This window comes from Clostridium sp. OF09-36 (assembly GCF_003481985.1).
GTDB lineage: Bacteria > Bacillota > Clostridia > Lachnospirales > Lachnospiraceae > Brotaphodocola.
Genome location: NZ_QUMD01000022.1, coordinates 1 through 18057 on the forward strand (window position 1 = coordinate 1; position 18057 = coordinate 18057).

10 protein-coding genes and 5 pseudogenes are annotated in these 18057 nt (G+C 48.6%); 13 read left to right on the forward strand and 2 right to left on the reverse strand.

The window, feature by feature from the left end; translation table 11 throughout:
* Positions 1-284 precede the first annotated feature (284 nt).
* From DXA97_RS14525 to DXA97_RS14550, 6 genes and pseudogenes are all read left to right on the forward strand, one after another.
* Complete coding sequence (locus DXA97_RS14525; protein WP_118720907.1) at positions 285-488, forward strand: 4Fe-4S binding protein; 204 nt, start codon at positions 285-287, stop codon at positions 486-488.
* A 2-nt stretch (positions 489-490) separates the two neighbouring features.
* Positions 491-2001: pseudogene (locus tag DXA97_RS14530) on the forward strand (DNA methylase).
* 69 nt (positions 2002-2070) lie between these two features.
* On the forward strand, positions 2071-2547 hold the full coding sequence (locus tag DXA97_RS14535) for a hypothetical protein (RefSeq protein WP_118720908.1): 477 nt from the start codon (positions 2071-2073) through the stop codon (positions 2545-2547).
* A 42-nt stretch (positions 2548-2589) separates the two neighbouring features.
* Positions 2590-4284, forward strand: coding sequence for an AAA family ATPase (locus DXA97_RS14540; RefSeq protein ID WP_118720942.1), 1695 nt, complete (start codon positions 2590-2592; stop codon positions 4282-4284).
* A gap of 39 nt (positions 4285-4323) precedes the next feature.
* A complete protein-coding gene (locus DXA97_RS14545; RefSeq protein WP_118720909.1) occupies positions 4324-5226 on the forward strand; it encodes a LysR family transcriptional regulator in 903 nt (300 codons plus the stop codon).
* A gap of 91 nt (positions 5227-5317) precedes the next feature.
* A pseudogene (locus DXA97_RS14550) lies at positions 5318-6429 on the forward strand (5-methyltetrahydropteroyltriglutamate--homocysteine S-methyltransferase).
* Between the two features lie 82 nt (positions 6430-6511).
* Here the strand turns inward: DXA97_RS14550 and DXA97_RS14555 are convergent.
* Positions 6512-6814, reverse strand: coding sequence for a hypothetical protein (locus DXA97_RS14555; RefSeq protein ID WP_243107691.1), 303 nt, complete (start codon positions 6812-6814; stop codon positions 6512-6514).
* A 255-nt stretch (positions 6815-7069) separates the two neighbouring features.
* Here DXA97_RS14555 and DXA97_RS14560 point away from each other — a divergent pair, with 255 nt between their 5' ends.
* From DXA97_RS14560 to feoB, 4 genes and pseudogenes are all read left to right on the forward strand, one after another.
* Positions 7070-7363, forward strand: a complete 294-nt coding sequence (locus tag DXA97_RS14560) for a hypothetical protein (RefSeq protein WP_118720910.1) — start codon at positions 7070-7072, stop codon at positions 7361-7363.
* 831 nt (positions 7364-8194) lie between these two features.
* Positions 8195-10182: pseudogene (gene uvrB, locus DXA97_RS14575) on the forward strand (excinuclease ABC subunit UvrB).
* A gap of 87 nt (positions 10183-10269) precedes the next feature.
* Positions 10270-10509, forward strand: a complete 240-nt coding sequence (locus tag DXA97_RS14580) for a FeoA domain-containing protein (RefSeq protein WP_118720911.1) — start codon at positions 10270-10272, stop codon at positions 10507-10509.
* A gap of 91 nt (positions 10510-10600) precedes the next feature.
* A pseudogene (feoB, locus tag DXA97_RS14585) lies at positions 10601-12576 on the forward strand (ferrous iron transport protein B).
* A 99-nt stretch (positions 12577-12675) separates the two neighbouring features.
* On the opposite strand, the gene DXA97_RS14590 reads toward feoB, so the two are convergent.
* Positions 12676-13635 (reverse strand): DUF5688 family protein, encoded by a 960-nt coding sequence (locus tag DXA97_RS14590; protein WP_118720912.1) that lies wholly within the window; start codon positions 13633-13635, stop codon positions 12676-12678.
* A gap of 283 nt (positions 13636-13918) precedes the next feature.
* Here DXA97_RS14590 and DXA97_RS14595 point away from each other — a divergent pair, with 283 nt between their 5' ends.
* The 3 genes and pseudogenes from DXA97_RS14595 to DXA97_RS14605 all read left to right on the forward strand — a co-directional run bounded on the left by DXA97_RS14595 (position 13919) and on the right by DXA97_RS14605 (position 17854).
* The gene (locus tag DXA97_RS14595) at positions 13919-15400 is read left to right on the forward strand and encodes a hypothetical protein (protein WP_118720913.1); all 1482 of its coding nucleotides are present in this window, start codon (positions 13919-13921) and stop codon (positions 15398-15400) included.
* Positions 15400-16392: a hypothetical protein gene (locus tag DXA97_RS14600; protein ID WP_118720914.1), complete on the forward strand. Its 993-nt coding sequence runs from the start codon at positions 15400-15402 to the stop codon at positions 16390-16392. The genes DXA97_RS14595 and DXA97_RS14600 overlap by 1 nt, the downstream gene beginning before the upstream one ends.
* Before the next feature lie 170 nt (positions 16393-16562).
* Positions 16563-17854: pseudogene (locus tag DXA97_RS14605) on the forward strand (UDP-N-acetylglucosamine 1-carboxyvinyltransferase).
* Positions 17855-18057: the final 203 nt, after the last annotated feature.

Sequence of the window (18057 nt, forward strand, 5' to 3'; positions counted from 1 at the left end):
GGAGTCATCTTTTTTCATTAAAGACAGCATAGATTTTAATGGTTGAAAACAAAACAGTTTGAAATCAGGCATGCCGAAAGGGATGTCTGGGAATGAACTGTGTTTATAAGGGATGGGGGCGAAATCACAACCGATTTCGCCCCCATTTGGGCATAAAGCAGGGCTGCCGCCCAGCAAAAAATATTTGCTAGTGCGACAGCCCCTTTTTGTGGTATGATAAAAATGGAAAAGAACTGATACAAGAAAAACTGATAATCAGAGAGAATAGATATTTGGAGGAAATCATGACAAACGAAGGGAATGTTCCGGCTGATAAACCGGTATACTACATTTTAGACAACTGTACCCGCTGTGGACGCTGCGCCCAGAAGTGTCCGCTTCACGCGCTGGTTCCGCGCCAGGGGCATTACCGGATCGATCTGCGTTTTTGTGATGGCTGCGGAATCTGCTATGATATCTGCCCGATCGGGGCAGTGGCGAAGGAGTAATCATGTATCTATGTATGGACCTGAAATCGTTCTACGCATCTGTGGAGTGTGTGGACCGCGGCTTAAATCCGTTGACGACCAACCTGGTGGTAGCGGATCCGTCCCGCACGGAGAAGACCATCTGCCTGGCGGTTTCCCCATCCTTGAAAGCATACGGGATCCCGGGGAGAGCAAGGCTGTTTGAGGTGATCGAGCAGGTGCGCCGTGCCAATGCGAAGCGGAGAAGCCTTGCTCCAGGCGGCAGATTTACGTGGGCTTCTGCACAGGCAGATGAACTGGCAAAACATCCGGAGTATCAGATCGACTATCTGATCGCGCCGCCGCGTATGGCCCGATATATGGAAATGAGTACGAAAATTTACGAAATCTACTTAAAATATGCGGCGCCGGAGGATATTCATGTCTATTCAATCGATGAGGTGTTTATCGACCTGACGAATTATCTGCAGGCAGCAGGCTGTACGGCGCGGGAGTATGCGAAAAAGATTATGAAGGAGATTTTTGCAAAATCCGGGATTACTGCTACAGCAGGGATTGGTACGAATCTGTATCTTGCCAAAATCGCCATGGATATCGAAGCGAAGCATATTCCGGCAGATGAGGATGGAGCCAGGATCGCCATGCTGGACGAGATCAGCTACCGGCGCAAACTCTGGACGCATCAGCCATCACCGATTTCTGGAGGGTTGGCCGCGGTTATGCGGCAAAGCTGAAGGAACATGGTATGCTGACGATGGGCGATGTCGCGCGCTGCTCCATTGGAAAGCCAGGAGATTATCACAATGAAGAACTGCTGTACCGTTTGTTTGGCATCAATGCAGAGCTTCTGATCGATCATGCCTGGGGCTATGAGCCATGCCGCATGGAACATATCAAGGCTTATAAGCCGGAAAACAATAGTGTTGGTTCCGGGCAGGTGCTGCATTGTCCGTATACGGCACAGAAGACGCGGCTCGTGGTCAAAGAAATGGCAGACCAACTTTCATTACAGCTGGTAGACCAGGGGCTTGTGACAGACCAGATGGTCTTAACAGTAGGCTACGATATTGAGAATCTGACGGATCCGAAACGCAGCGGTTCCTACCGTGGCGAGGTTACGAAGGACCGGTACGGCAGAAATATTCCAAAGCATGCTCACGGAACGGAAAATCTGGGGTGTTTTACTTCCTCAACCCGGCAGATCCTGGATGCAGTTTTGGCATTGTATGACCGCATTATCGATGAAAAGCTTTTGATCCGGCGGGTGTATCTGACTGCAAATCATGTCATGTCGGAGACTGAAGTGAAACGGGAACCGGTGGCCGAACAGCTTGATCTTTTTACCGATTATGATGCCTTGGAACAGAAACGCCAAAAAGAACAGCAGGAGCTGGAACGCGAAAAACGCCTGCAGCATGCGATGCTGGATATCAAGAAAAAATTCGGAAAAAATGCGATCTTAAAGGGCATGAATCTGTGTGAAGGTGCGACGGCAAAAGAGCGCAATGACCAGATCGGAGGGCACAAGGCATAAGAGCATGTTTCTGGAAGACAGGAATGAAAGCATTTATGTGTCAGAAATTGGCAAAGGGAGAGAACCGATATGGAACGAGAAACTGATTTCTCGAAATATGAAAATATGCTGTATCTCAAACGTCCGGTGTCGCGCAATCACCCGCCGATGGACCTTAAGGACCGTGCTGCCCAGTTTTCCCCATTTGCAGCGTTGACAGGTTATGGTGATGCAGTGAAGGAGACTGAACGGCAGACCGAGCAAAGGCGCGAGTTGGATGAGTATGAGAAAGCAGCACTGGATGAGCAGCTGCGGGAGCTGGAAGCGCAGCTGCAGAACTTAGAAAACGGGAAAAATCAGGCAGCTCCAAGGGTCACTGTCACCTGCTTTATTCCAGATGAATACAAAGCAGGAGGTGCTTACCGCACGTTCACTGCTGCAGTTAAAAAAATCGATCATGACAGGCGGGGAATCATTTTGCAGAATGGGACACAGGAAGGAGAATGTGTGCTGTTGGATGATATCCTGAAACTGGATATCCATATGGATTTCGATTCCCGGATATGATAAGATAATAGATAAATTTGAAACAGAAACGGGGTGGAGCAGATGCCATGTACGATCGGAATCGGAAAGCAGGATTTCGTGTCCCTGCGGGAAGGCAATTATTTCTATATTGATAAAACAAAACTGATTTCACAGTGGTGGGAGTCAGGAGATTCGGTTACGCTGATTACCCGCCCTAGGCGGTTTGGAAAAACGCTGAATATGAGTATGCTGGATTGTTTCTTTTCAAAACGGTATGCAGACCGCTTTGATCTTTTTAGCGGTCTTGAGATATGGAATGAGGAGAAATATCAGAAGCTTCAGGGAACTTACCCGGTTATATTTTTAAGTTTTGCGGATGTAAAGCAGAATTGTTATACGGACACAGTTCAGAAAATCCGGCATATTATTGGCGATACTTATCGTCAGCACCGTTATCTTCTGGATACAGCGTGCTTTGCGGACACAGAAAAACAGCAGTTTATAAAAGTAATGAACTGTGAAATGGATGATGTAACAGCTCAGGATGCCCTGAAAAATCTGTCTTATTACCTGCACCATTTCTGGGAAAAGCGTGTGCTCATATTATTGGATGAATACGATACCCCCATGCAGGAGGCATATGTGCATGGGTACTGGAACGAATTTACTTCCTTTATCCGGAGTCTGTTCAATGCGACATTCAAAACAAACCCGTATCTGGAACGTGGAATGATGACGGGAATTACCCGTGTTTCGAAGGAATCTGTCTTTTCGGATCTGAATAACCTCAGTGCAATCACAACCACCTCGAAGCGGTATGCAGACTGTTTTGGCTTTACGGAAGCAGAGGTATTTGCATCTCTGGAACAGTTTGGTCTAATAGAGCAAAAAGAAGAAGTGAAGCGCTGGTATGATGGCTTCACGTTTGGATCAAAGCGGGATGTCTATAATCCGTGGTCCATCACGAATTTCCTGCGGGAGAAAACATTCATGGCCTACTGGGCAGCAACCAGTGGAAATACGCTGATCAACAAGCTGATCCGGACGGCATCTGCGGAAATAAAGGAAGGCATGGAGGATCTGCTTCAGGGAGGAAAAATTGTGGTAACCTTTGATGAGCAGATCGTATTTGACCAGCTGGATCATGTGCAGAACGCAATCTGGAGTCTGCTTGTGGCCAGCGGGTATTTACGGGTGGAGCAGGTCGAATATCGCGGAGCCTGGAGAAAACCGTGGTATCATCTGATGATCACAAATCTGGAAACGCTGGGGATGTTTTCTGATATGTTTTCCGGATGGTTTGAAAAGTCCGGAACCAATTATAATGCGTTCATCGAGGCTCTTTTAAAGGGAAATATAAAAGAAATGAACGCCTATATGAATGATGTGGCTCTGACTACTTTCAGCAGCTTTGACACAGGAAATCATCCGTCTGAGCGGACACAGCCGGAGCGCTTTTATCATGGCTTTGTGCTTGGGCTTCTGGTGGAGCTGCGGGATGCTTATCTGATCCGGTCCAACCGGGAGAGCGGACTGGGGCGTTATGATGTGATGCTGATTCCACAAAAACCGGAATTTGATGGCATCATTCTGGAGTTTAAGGTTCGTGAGGTGGAAGAGGAAACTTCTCTTGGGGATACGGTTCAGGCGGCATTGAAGCAGATTCAGGAGAAACAGTATGACCGGGAACTGATTGCCCACGGTGTATCGGAAGACCGGATTCGCTGTTATGGATTCGCGTTTGAGGGTAAGCGGGTGCTGATCGGAACAGATTGATATGATGAAAGAAAGCGCAATCAGAAAAAGGACAAACCTATGACACTGACACAATTAAAATACATCGTGGAGACCGCTGAGGCGGGGAGCATCAGCAAAGCTGCGGAGCGGCTCTACATTTCCCAGCCGAGCCTGACTGCGGCAATCCGGGAACTGGAGCACGAATTTGGTATTACCATTTTCCAGCGGACTAACAAGGGCATTCTTCTGACCACGGAGGGGGAGGAATTTCTTGGTTATGCAAGACAGGTGATCACCCAGACCAGACTCATGGAGGAGCGCTATGCGGGCGCAGCGCCGGTGCGCCACCAGTTCTGTGTATCCACCCAGCATTATTCCTTTGCGGTGGAGGCGTTTGTGGAACTGTTAAAGACGTATGGCGGGGAAAGCTACGACTTTCGTATCCGGGAAACGCAGACCTACGAGATCATCGAAGATGTCGCGAAGCTGAAAAGCGAGGTCGGGGTTCTTTATCTGAACCAGTTCAATGAAACGGTTTTGCGAAAGACCTTTAAGGAACATAACCTTAAGTTTGAACGACTCTTTCTCGCAAAGCCCCATGTCTTTGTCGGGGCGAAAAATCCGCTGGCGGAACAAAAATCAGTGACACTGCAGGATCTGGAGGATTATCCGCGGTTGTCGTATGAGCAGGGAGACCACAATGCGTTCTATTTTTCGGAGGAAATCTTGAGCACGCTGGAGAGCAAAAAAGATATCCGGGTGTGCGACCGTGCGACACTGTTTAACCTGCTGATCGGGCTGAATGGTTATACCATCTGCAGCGGTGTGATCAATGAAACACTGAATGGAAAGGATATTGTTGCGGTTCCTCTGGAAGCGGAAGATTATATGGAAATCGGGTATATCACCCACAAACAGGTTGTGCCCGGGAAGTTTGCAGCACATTATATCGAAGCGTTAAAACGGTTTGCTATAGACTAAAACTATGGCAAACCGCTTTTTTTCAATATTTTACAGAAACGGAAAATACGGGTATGATAAGTGCCATGAACAGATAAGGAGAACACCGACCATGAGCAAATATACCCCGTTTCGTTATGACTATGTAGGAAGTTTTTTAAGACCAGATTATTTAAAGAAGGCACGCGCTGATTTTGAGGCAGGTACGATCACCGCAGAGGAACTGAAAAAAGTAGAAGATACCGCGATCACGGATCTGGTAGAGAAGCAGAAAAAAGCCGGATACCATGTGATCACAGATGGAGAATTCCGCCGTGCTACCTGGCATCTGGATTTCATGTGGGGCTTCAACGGCGTGGGGCACAGCGCGACCGAGAATGGACTTCCATTCCACGATGAGGCAGCCAAGATCGACGATACGTTCCTGACAGGAAAAATCTCTGTGGGACATCATCCGTTTGTGGAGCATTTCAAATTCGTGAAAGCGCTGGAAGATGAGAATACTGTGGCAAAGCAGACGATTCCGGCACCGGCGCAGTTTTTAGAGCAGCTGGTCATGCCGATGAACATCGAGGATACCAGAAAGATCTATCCAAACGATGAGGAACTGATCGCGGATCTGGTAGCTGGTTACAAAAAAGTGATCGCAGACCTGTATGCAGCAGGCTGCAGAAATATCCAGCTCGATGACTGTACCTGGGGCTGTTTTGTAGATCCGAGGCGAGAATGTTCTTTGGTACTGATGATGCAGGACTGGAAAAGCTGCAGAAAGAATTCTTAGAGATCAATAACCTTGTGATCGAAGGAAAACCGGAAGACCTGGTGATCAACACTCACATCTGCCGTGGAAACTTTCATTCTACCTGGGCCTGCACCGGCGCATACGATAAGGTCGCAGAACTGGTATTTGGAAAGGAACAGGTCAATGCCCTGTATCTGGAATTTGACGATGCACGTTCCGGCGGATTCGAGTGTCTGTCCCACGAATCTGAGAACAAGAAGGTGGTTCTGGGACTCATTACGACTAAATACCCGAAGCTGGAGGACAAAGCAGCCGTGATCGCAAGAATCCACGAAGCAGCGAAGTATGTTCCGTTAGACCATCTGTGCTTAAGCCCGCAGTGCGGCTTCGCATCCTGCGAGATTGGCAATAAGCTGACCGAAGAAGAACAGTGGGCAAAGCTTGCGCTGGTGAAGGAAATCGCAGAGGAAGTCTGGGGATAATAGAACAATTTAAGTATCGACAAGGGCCGTGTGAGTTGCCGAAAGGCAACTCACACGGCCCTATTAAAGTGAAATAAATTTATTAGTTCGCAGCAGTGGTCTCCTCAGCTGCTTCCTCAGAAGTCTCCTCCTCGGAAGACTCTTCAGATTCCTCCTCAGAAGCATCCTCAGCCTCAACAGACTCCTCCTCAGAAGCCTCTTCCTCAGAAGACTCCTCAGCCTCGGTGGACTCCTCTGCAGTAGTCTCCTCTACAGTGGTCTCTTCTACAGTAGTCTCTGCAGCAGTGGTCTCCTCTTTGGTGCCGCCGCAAGCGGTGATTCCCATAGCTACCACAGCAGCAGCTACAACAGCGATCATGGATTTGTTAAATACTTTCTTCATCATAATTTTTTCCTCCTCTGTCCCTTAGGACAAGAATATACTATAGCGGGAAAATGTGTCCAAATTGTGTTCGAAAAATAAAAAAATATAAAAGTTCTTATCAAATTATTAAGAAAAAAGGAAAACATATTGTATTTCTTGCGCAATTGCAATAATTTACCAGTTATGCTATGCTGATTAAGATATAATTTTTACAAAATGAAAGGTTTTAATTTATGAAACCTGATCCGTTTTGAGACGGAAGGACTGGACTTTGTCATGACAGCCATGTTTGCCGTTATCTTTTTAGAACAGTGGTTAAAAGACAAGCACCACATCAGTGCCTGGGCAGGCCTGATTGCCAGTGTGGGCTGTCTGGTCGTCTTTGGCCCGGACCAGTTTTTGATTCCGGCGATGATCTGTGTGCTATATGGTGCTGGTGCAGATTGTGTTCTAACAAAACTGAAACAAAACAGAACTTATGTTCGAAAATACTGTACTTTTTATGAGACATATGCTATAGTAATATTTATAGAAGCGTTGAAACAACAGATCATGTATCAGAATGCTTAGCATCGCAAATAGCACAATTACTCGGGTTACCATGTGCAAAGTTTGAGTTAGGCGTTTATCATGGGCGTGAAGGCTCTATGAGCTATAATATCATACAACGGGATTCTCAGATTTTGTTAGAAGGAATTCATTTTATTACGTCGCTATATCCAGAATATGATCCGGAAAAATTTATGGACCGGGTGTCTGGAAACAAATATTCCATAGAAATGGTACTACAGTCTATACGAAAGTTTGTACCAGTCGAAGATTTTTTTGGATATGGTTATTTTCGATTATCTGATCGGAAATACAGACAGGCATCAGAATAATTGGGCCATTGTTGAAGAAAATGGGAAAATGACGTGGTCTCCGCTTTACGATAACAGTTCTTCTTTCTTTGATCTTAAAATTTTTACTCAGTAAAACAGAAATGATGAAATTAGTTTATTTCGGAAAGCAGGAGTGATATGTCACTGAAAAATGGTAAAGATTATTTGTATTTAATTTGGAAGTGCCCAACGTCAAGAAGGCATTATCTTGGATGCGGGGGAGAAAATTGTGAAAAGTCAGTGCCCTTGCACCACGATGAAGAAGTTTTTTTAAAAAAGAATCGGAAAATATCTACGACAAAACTGCAATCTGTGTAATGGATCAAGAGCAGAGAGTATTGGGGTATGTTCCAAGATATTATACCCAGGCTTTTGGGCGTTTTATGGACGAAAAACGCCTGGATAAGTGTTATATTTCTAATGTAGAAAAGCAAACCCATTGTGATGTATGTGTGAGTGTCACCGTAAAAATTGATGGTAAGCAAAGTTAAATAGTTACGATTCACATTTTGGAGGAATTATGGATCATTTTCAGTTATATTCCGAGTATCAGCCACCGGCGACCAGCCGCAGGCTATTGCTGAGCTTGTAAAAGGGTTTCGGGAGGGCAATCAGTTCGAGACATTGCTGGGTGTGACAGGCTCCGGTAAGACCTTTACCATGGCGAATGTCATTCAGGCATTGAACAAGCCAACGCTCATCATTGCCCATAACAAGACGCTGGCTGCGCAGCTTTACGGGGAAATGAAGGAATTTTTCCCGGAGAATGCTGTAGAATATTTCGTATCCTATTACGATTATTACCAGCCGGAGGCCTACGTTCCTTCTACGGATACTTATATTGAGAAGGATTCTGCCATCAACGACGAGATCGATAAACTGCGGCATTCCGCGACAGCGGCACTTTCCGAGCGGAAGGATGTTATTATTGTGGCATCGGTTTCCTGCATCTATGGTCTTGGTTCCCCGATCGATTACCAGGAAATGGTGATCTCGCTGCGGCCGGGCATGGAAAAAGACCGGGATGAGGTGATCCGCAAGCTGATCGATATTCAGTACACCCGCAACGACATGGATTTCCACCGCGGTACGTTCCGCGTGCGGGGCGATGTACTGGAAATCTTTCCGGCGTATTCCGACAGTGCGGCATACCGGGTTGAATTTTTCGGGGACGAGATCGACCGGATCGTGGAGATCGACACGCTGACCGGAGAGGCAAAGCTGCAGTTAAACCATATTGCCATCTTCCCGGCATCCCATTATGTTGTGCCGAAAGAGAAGATGCAGCTTGCCACGGAAAATATTCTGGAAGAACTGAAAGAGCGTGTGGCTTTCTTTAAGAGTGAGGATAAACTGCTGGAAGCACAGCGTATCTCGGAGCGCACTAATTTCGATGTGGAGATGATGCGGGAGACCGGTTTTTGTTCCGGCATTGAGAACTATTCCCGGCACCTGACGTTTGGAAAACCGGGGGAGCCGCCGTGGACGCTGATCGATTATTTCCCGGATGATTTTCTCATCATTGTGGATGAGTCTCACATCACGCTGCCGCAGGTGCGCGGTATGTATGCAGGGGACCGTTCGCGAAAAACCACGTTGGTGGATTATGGTTTCCGTCTGCCGTCGGCGCTCGACAACCGTCCGTTAAATTTTACAGAGTTTGAGAGCAAGATCGACCAGATGATGTTTGTCTCCGCAACACCGGGCCCTTACGAGGCAGAGCATGAGCTCCTTAGGGCAGAGCAGATCATCCGCCCGACCGGCCTTTTGGATCCGGAAATCTCTGTGCGCCCGGTAGAAGGGCAGATCGATGATCTGGTGGGCGAGGTCAACAAAGAGGTGGCAGCGCATCACAAGGTCCTGATCACCACACTGACCAAGCGCATGGCAGAGGACTTAACCGATTATATGAAAGAAATCGGAATCCGGGTCAAGTACCTGCATTCTGACATCGACACGCTGGAACGTGCGGAGATCATCCGCGATATGCGTCTGGATGTGTTTGACGTGCTGGTCGGCATCAACCTGCTGCGAGAGGGTCTGGATATTCCAGAGATCACCCTGGTCGCAATCCTCGATGCAGATAAAGAAGGCTTCCTGCGCTCGGAAACATCGCTCATTCAGACGATTGGCCGTGCGGCCCGGAACTCTGAGGGGCATGTCATTATGTATGCGGATACGGTCACGGATTCCATGCGGGTGGCAATCGAGGAGACGAACCGCCGCCGCCAGATCCAGCAGGCGTACAACGAGGAACATGGCATAACTCCGACCACCATCAAGAAAGCGGTGCGGGACCTGATTGCAATCTCCAAGGCAGCGGAGAAGGATGCTTCGGCAGATGAAAAGGATCTGGAGTCCATGAGTGCCAAGGAACTGAACAAGCTGGTAAAAGAAATCCAGAAGAAGATGCATCAGGCCGCTGCAGAGCTAAACTTCGAGGAGGCAGCTGTGCTGCGTGACCGGATGCTGGAAGTGAAACAGGCGCTGCTGGAACTGGAGTCTTAAAAATATACCCTTATTGACAAAATTTATCAATAAGGGTATATTTTTATGTACTGGTTACTAATTGCTAACTATAAGGAGTTGTTTTCTATGAAATTGAGTGAAGGAATCATTGGCCGCACCTACCGTGTAGACAGTGTGGCTGTGAATGAGACGATTACCAGACGTCTGGAGGCACTCGGAGTCAACAGCATGACACCGGTGACTCTTTTAAACAAGAAAGGAAGCGGTTCCGTGATCTTTAAGGTGCGCGGTACAAGGCTGGCTGTGGGTAAGCGCATCAGTGACGGAATCGAGATTTCAGAAATGGAGGTGCGAAGCCATGACTGAGATGCAGCAGAACAAAGATAAGGCAGGACAGCCGGAAAATCCAACGGAGAAAAGCGCGAACCAATCTGGTAAAAAAACAGACAACCGCGAAATCCGTGTTGGTTTCGTCGGAAACCCGAACTGCGGAAAAACGACGCTCTTTAATGCGTTTACCGGCGCAAATCTGAAGGTGGCAAACTGGCCCGGTGTTACGGTAGAGCGTGTGGAGGGCCGCACCAATTATAAGGGAAGACCGATCAAGGTCATTGACCTTCCGGGCATTTACAGCCTGACTTCTTACACGATCGAGGAAATTGTAACCAGACGCTGCATCGAGGAGGGTGAGGTTGACGTCATCATCAACGTGGTGGATGCGTCTTCCCTGGAGCGAAACCTCTACTTAACCTTACAGCTTCTGGAACTGAAAAAGCCGGTTATTCTGGCACTGAACATGATGGATATCGTGGAAGAACGCGGCATGGAGATCGACCTGCACCGCCTTCCGGAGATGCTGGGCGGAATCCCGGTTGTCCCGGTTTCTGCAAGAAAGCGCACCGGACTGGATGTTCTGATGCACGCAGTGGTCCACCATTACGAAGAGGGACCGCAGGGCATCGTAGTGCATTACGATCAGGAGATTGAAGAAAAAATCACGCAGATTGAAACAATCCTCCGGGCAAAATACGGCGATATGGAAAACATGCGCTGGCATGCCGTAAAGCTTCTGGAGCAGGACCCGGAGGTCATGAAAGACCATCCGGTGGATATCAGCCATATCGCAGGGAAAAACTACGAAAAAGATATCATCAACGAGAAGTATAACTATATCGAAGAGGTCATGGAAGAATGTATGGTGGGCCGGGACGAAAAATCGGCATCGACAGACCGCATCGATTCGTGGCTGACACATCCGGTGTTTGGTGTTCCAATCTTTCTCGGAATTATGGCGCTGGTGTTCTTCTTAACATTTACTGTGGGAGATTTCTTAAAGGGCTATTTTGAGATTGGACTGGAATGGTTTTCCGGAGCACTTCTGGCGGCTATGCAGCATGTAGATGCTTCAGACTGGCTGATCTCTCTGGTAGTCGATGGTATTGTAGCCGGTGTGGGCGGTATTCTGACCTTCCTGCCGAACATTTTCATCCTGTTTCTGGCACTGGCATTTCTGGAAGACAGCGGATATATGGCACGCGTTGCCTATGTCATGAATGAGATCATGGGTCGTGTCGGATTGTCCGGCAAGGCATTTCTTCCGATGCTTCTTGGTTTTGGCTGTACCGTTCCGGCAGTCATGGCAACCAGGGCGCTGGCGACAGAGCGTGACCGCCGCCGCACGATCCTGATTACCCCGTTTATGTCCTGTTCTGCAAGACTTCCGATCTATGTGCTGTTTGCAGAGATGTTTTTTAAGGAGCATGCGATGTTAGCGGCGTATTCCCTGTATGTGATCGGTCTCATCGTTGCGATCACGATCGCCTTTATCCTTCATAAGCATGAGAAGAATAAGGATGAGGATACGCTTCTGATCGAGCTTCCGGAGTACAAGACTCCGAATGCCAGAACCGTGGCAATCTATGTATGGGATAAGGTAAAGGATTATCTGACCAAGGCCGGAACCACGATCTTTGTGGCATCCATTGTACTTTGGTTTGTGTTGAATTTTGGCATTCACGGTTACGAGACCGATGTAACTCAGAGCTTTGCGGCAGCGATCGGCCGGCTCTTAGTTCCGATCTTAAAACCGGCAGGACTTGGCACCTGGCAGATCGCAGTAGCGCTAATCTCCGGGCTTTCCGCAAAAGAGGTGGTGGTTTCCAGCTTCTCCGTATTGTATGGCATCAGCAATATCAACTCTGCCGCCGGAATGGCGGAGCTGTCCAAGGTGCTTGGAATTGCCGGGTTTGGTATGGCGAATGCTACGCACTTTTGGTATTCTGTCTTTTGTATTCCCCGTGCGTGGCTGCAGTGGGAACCATCCGGCGTGAGACAAGATCCTTAAAATTTACGATCTGGATGGTATTGTTCCAGATCGTTCTGGCGTGGTGCTTTGCCGTGATCATTTACCAGGCCGGAAGCCGGATCTTCTAAAATATCTCAATGACGGAGCCGATGCGTCAGACAGGAACATCCGGCGGGAGGGGAATGCACCGGACGCGTCAGACAGAGATACCGGAAAGGCGAAATGCATCAGGACAGTGCCGATGCTCCGACCAGCTCCGGTGCATTGGAAACGACCTTCAGGCTTCCATCCTTCCGGCTGAACAGGTAAACCTGGTTGGAAAGCTGTTCTTCCGGGGAAACTTCCTGGCGGTTGATGGAAGTAACCATGGAGCTAAGGTCTTCATAAGAAGAATCTTCCAGATTTGGTGTGAGAAGGACTTCGTGGACACTGGATGGCAGAAGGATCAGATCTGCCTGAAGGTGATCTGCGAAGTCCTTCAGTACGTTCTGGTAGACCATGCAGCTTGCACCGTAAAGGCCATTGCTGTTGCTGAGCACATAAAGCGGTGCAGCATCGTCGGAGTCCAGCAGATCCTGGATCAGTTCCGGGTCGTAGTGCTCTCCCATATTTTTCTGTGCGATCTCCTTGAGCAGGTCAGCCATGCTCTGGATCTGGGCCGGGTATTCCCGCGGAGTGTTGCGGCTGGCTGCATTCCACAGGTCGTTTACGGATACATTCCAGCGTTTCATATGTTCATTATGAATGAGGGCGGTCATCTGGCCGGCCTCATTGCGTTCCAGAAAAACAAAAAATACAATGGAAAGATCCAGATAGGGAAGGTGTGGCAGATCGTTTAAGAGCACCTGGTTAGACGCGCTATGAATGATCCGGAACATGATCCGGGAGCGGAGTTCAGAAAAGTTTTCCAGGGAATCTGGCTGAAGAAAGGTAGGAGACGGGGTGGTGCGGTAGAGCTTTAAGATGTCGAGGACGATCTCGTGAATATCTGTTCCGCGCTGGTACTGCTCGTAGTAGGGATTTAAATAAATGGTGGGTGCGACTGGAGAGCCGGGGCTCTGGATGGTCAGTCCGTCGAGGGTAACACCGTTATTTTTCGGAAGCGGGCGGAGCGTGAACTGGTAAGCATCGCCTAAAGCCTCCTGAAGTTTGTTGGTTACTGTTTCCAGAAATGCTTCGTATATCATAAAAATACCTCCAGATAAGATAAAAAATAAGCAGGCTTGTGTTTGTAAGTAAAATGGGAACATAATAAAAATAAAATAGATAAAACAGGAAATATAGAAAACAAGAATTTTTTATTATGAATAGATGGAATGTGTAAATCTATTATAAAGGATGGGGGACATTATAGCAAGCGAAAATTAAGAAAACATTTTCTTGTGGGGAACAGGAAAACAAGGTAAAATAAGGAAGCAACGATAAAAAAGATTAATTGGAACAATATAATAATAAGGAAATCAGAACTATATGAATCACATCGTAAAACGAATTGCAATTTTATCCGGTGTATTCGCGGCGGCGCTGGGCGTCTTTTTTTTCGCGAATAACCGATGGAACCGCGGCCAGGAGCAGGCCGTATATATAGATATGGAAGCAGCAACGCTTCCGAGCGTTACAGTCCAGATGCTGGGCCGCGACATGAACCGTCTTTATGGTTACCGTCAGGAAATGAATTCTGTAGCAGCGGGGGAGACACTGACGATCCTTCCGCCGGACCGGGCATTGGAGCTGAACATTGAGGGGACCGGGGTTACCGGGATCAGCTATGAGGTACGCAGCATGGACCGGGCGCGTCTGGTGGAAAAAACAGAGGTGCCGGACTGGCAGCAAACGGAAAACGGCATCACTGCGATACTTCCTATCCAGAACCTTCTGACAAAGGAACGGGAGTACCAGCTAAAGCTCCAGCTCGATACAGAAGCTGCAGGGCCGGTCTATTATTATACCCGGATCCTGTGGACCGATGCGCAGGAGCATGCCCGCGCCATGGTAGATCTGGCGGCGGACTTTTCCATGAAAACCTTTGATTATGAGCAGGCAAGAAGCCTGACAACCTATCTGGAGAGCAGCCCGGCAGAGGACAACACGACCTTCGGGCATACGTCTATCCACTCCAGCTTTTCCCAGCTGACCTGGGGAAAACTGGGAATGCAGCCGGAAGAGCCGGTGGAGATCCGCTTAAAGGAGCTAGATGGTGTCATGTGTGGAATCCAGCTTTCCTACCGGGCAAAGCGCCAGGACGAGGAAGGCACGGAAACCTATGAGGTTGAGGAAGACTTCACCATGAAGTGGAATGAGCTGCGCATTTACATGATGCAGTATGACCGTACAGTAAACCAGATCTTTGCCGGGGACCGCAGCGAGTTTTCCGGAAAGCGAATCCTGCTTGGTATTACAGGGGATGACCGGATCGAATTAGTAAAAAGCGCAGGAGGCAGGGTCAGCGTTTTCCGTGTAGACCGGGATCTGTGGAGCTATGAGCCCGGGGCACGGCGTGCGGTGCAGATCTTTTCCTTCCGGGACGATGACAGCACGGATGTGCGCTGTAACTACGACCATCATGACGTAAAGATCCTTTCCGTGGAGGACAGCGGAGACGTGGACTTTCTGGTGTATGGCTACATGAACCGCGGAAACCACGAAGGGGAAAACGGAATTGCCGGGTATCATTATTCAGCCGGGGATAATGCACTGGAGGAACGCTATTTCATTCCGTATTCCGGCTCCTATGAGCAGCTTGCGGCAGACCTGAACCAGCTTGCCAGCCAGACCTCCGGCGGTATGCTTTACCTGTATGTGGATCATGCAGTGTATGGAATCGATATGAACAGCCGGGAAAATATGGTTGTGGCAGATTCCCTTGAAGAAGGAACCTTTGCAGTAAGCAGCGATAAAAAGCGTATTGCCTGGCAGGAGGGATCCCTTTACGGATCGAGGTCCTGCACCTGATGGATCTGGAATCCGGGGAAAACCGCGATGTCCGTTCCGGGGACGGGGAATATGTCCGCGCCCTTGGCTTTGTAGGGCGGGATCTGGTATATGGCACAGCCAGGGAAGAGGACAGCTGGCTGGTGAATGGCCGTACAGAGAATCTTCCTATGTATAGTGTCCACATCATCAACGACCAGATGCAGGAGGAGACTAGCTACGAGAAGAACGGCTATTACATTTCAGAGGTTACTGTAGATGAGAGCCGGATCCATTTAAAGCGTGTCATGAAAACCGGGGCACACAGCTATTCAGACAGCCCGGAGGACACCATTGTCTGCAATGCAGAGTTGGGAAATGGAAAGATGGACGGCATCGGCTGGTTTGCATCACCGGAGAAGGAGCGCGTGTATTTTGTGCAGCTCGATGAGGAAATCAAGAATGGACGGAGTGTCCGCATCCAGGCACCGAAGCGGGTGAGCTACGAACAGTCCGACCGTCTGGAGTTAAAGTCCAACTACCAGCTTTCGGATATGGAATTTTATGCATACGGAAGCGGCCATCTCTTAAAGGTGACGACCGATTTTTCAGAGGCACTTTCACTGGCCTACGACCAGATGGGGTTTGTGACGGATAAGGACCGCAATGTGCTGTGGAACCGCGTAAAGCGCGGGAATATCAGAAACATCCGCGACCCACAGTCTGTGTTTGCACCGCTGGCCCGTTATCTGGATGATTTTACGGGAAATACGGTTTATGAAAATGAAAAGCTTGCGGTATTAAATGCAAGGGGAAGCAGTCTGGCACAGATGCTTTACTTCATAGACCAGGGAATCCCGGTGGCAGCGTATACTGGGGAAGGACAATATCTGGTCCTTTGCGGCTTTGACCAGTATAACGTCACCGTGTATGATCCGCAGACGGGAGAAACCTATAAGGCCGGTCTCAACGACAGCACCGAGTTCTTCCGCGTCCGCGGCAATGACTTTATCTGTGCGGTAAATCTGCCATAGGATCTCATAGGGGATTTTCAGTTCAGAAAATCCCTGCCTGTGAACAGCAATGAGTGTATACAAAAACCACAGGCTTATCGGAGTTCTACTTTACAAAATCGGAATCTGTGGTATAATCATAAAGATTTAATAGAATCGTAAAGGTTTACTTTTGATTATAGAGGTGTGTAATGAATCAGTATATTATGAAAGGCGGCAGTCCGCTGGTCGGAGATGTTGTGATAAGCGGAGCGAAGAATGCAGCGCTTGGCATTCTGGCGGCTTCCATTATGACAGATGAAGACGTGATCATTGAAAATCTTCCGGATGTGCGGGATATCAATGTTCTTCTGGAGGCAATCCAGGAGATCGGTGCCCGGGTGGACCGGATTGACCGTCACACGGTAAAAATCAACGGATCAACCATCCGCGAGGTGTCGGTCGATGACGAATATATCCGCCGCATCCGTGCATCCTATTATTTTATAGGTGCACTGCTGGGCAAATATAAGAGTGCGCAGGTTCCGCTTCCTGGCGGCTGTGACATCGGCAGCAGACCGATTGACCAGCACTTAAAGGGCTTCCGGGCTCTGGGCGCGAAGATTGAGATCGAGTGCGGAGCAGTTCATGCCCACGCGATCGATCTGGTGGGTGCCCATATTTACCTGGACATGGTTTCTGTAGGTGCAACCATCAACATTATGATGGCAGCAGCCATGGCAGAGGGCATGACCATTATTGAGAATGCAGCAAAAGAGCCGCATGTTGTAGATGTGGCAAACTTCTTAAACAGCATGGGTGCAAACATCAAGGGTGCAGGAACCGATGTGATCCGCATTCGCGGTGTCAGGACTCTGCATGGAACCGATTATTCCATCATTCCGGACCAGATCGAGGCAGGTACATTCATGTGTGCAGCAGCGGTCACCCGGGGCGATATCACCGTAAAAAATGTCATTCCGAAGCATCTGGAGGCTATTTCCGCAAAGCTCATTGAAATCGGCTGTGAGGTGATCGAGGGCGATGACGAGGTCCGTGTGTAGGCAGACCGAAGCAGCACTCCACCAACATCAAGACTCTGCCATACCCTGGCTTCCCGACCGACATGCAGCCGCAGATGGCGGTAACGCTTGCCTTAGCAGAGGGCACCAGCATGATTACCGAGAGCATTTTTGAGAATCGGTTCAAATATGTGGATGAACTGGCCCGCATGGGTGGAAGCATTAAGGTAGAAGGCAATGTAGCCGTGATCGACGGTGTGAGAGGCTTTACCGGGGCCCGCGTGGAGTCTCCGGATCTGCGAGCAGGTGCAGCACTGGTGCTTGCCGGATTATCGGCAGAGGGCTACACCGTGGTAGACGAGATTGGCTATATCCAGCGTGGCTATGAAAAATTTGAGGAAAAGCTCCAGGCTCTTGGTGCTGCCATCGAAATGGTAGACTCCGAGAAGGAGGCACAGAAATTCCGCTTAAAGATTGGCTGACCAAATACAGGCTGTCTGTTTTATCAGGATAGGATGAACGGACAGCCTGTTGTGTTATATGGCATACCGGCGGCTTGCCGGTAAATGGATCAGGACCCTGACAAGACATAAGAAATGCGCAGATTTGGTAAGAATTGTAAACAAATCGTTAAATTCTGTAGAGAATTTGTCATGTTCTGGACACAATCTGTACACGTTTTTCC

Bases quoted from the DNA above. Each gene is read 5' to 3' on its own strand.
- DXA97_RS14590 (WP_118720912.1), bottom strand. From the start codon at position 13,635: ATGATATACGAAGCATTTCTGGAAACAGTAACCAACAAACTTCAGGAG.
- DXA97_RS14535 (WP_118720908.1), top strand. From the start codon at position 2,071: ATGGAACGAGAAACTGATTTCTCGAAATATGAAAATATGCTGTATCTC.
- DXA97_RS14595 (WP_118720913.1), top strand. From the start codon at position 13,919: ATGAATCACATCGTAAAACGAATTGCAATTTTATCCGGTGTATTCGCG.
- DXA97_RS14540 (WP_118720942.1), top strand. From the start codon at position 2,590: ATGCCATGTACGATCGGAATCGGAAAGCAGGATTTCGTGTCCCTGCGG.
- DXA97_RS14580 (WP_118720911.1), top strand. From the start codon at position 10,270: ATGAAATTGAGTGAAGGAATCATTGGCCGCACCTACCGTGTAGACAGT.
- DXA97_RS14545 (WP_118720909.1), top strand. From the start codon at position 4,324: ATGACACTGACACAATTAAAATACATCGTGGAGACCGCTGAGGCGGGG.
- DXA97_RS14600 (WP_118720914.1), top strand. From the start codon at position 15,400: ATGGATCTGGAATCCGGGGAAAACCGCGATGTCCGTTCCGGGGACGGG.
- DXA97_RS14525 (WP_118720907.1), top strand. From the start codon at position 285: ATGACAAACGAAGGGAATGTTCCGGCTGATAAACCGGTATACTACATT.
- DXA97_RS14555 (WP_243107691.1), bottom strand. From the start codon at position 6,814: ATGATGAAGAAAGTATTTAACAAATCCATGATCGCTGTTGTAGCTGCT.
- DXA97_RS14560 (WP_118720910.1), top strand. From the start codon at position 7,070: ATGACAGCCATGTTTGCCGTTATCTTTTTAGAACAGTGGTTAAAAGAC.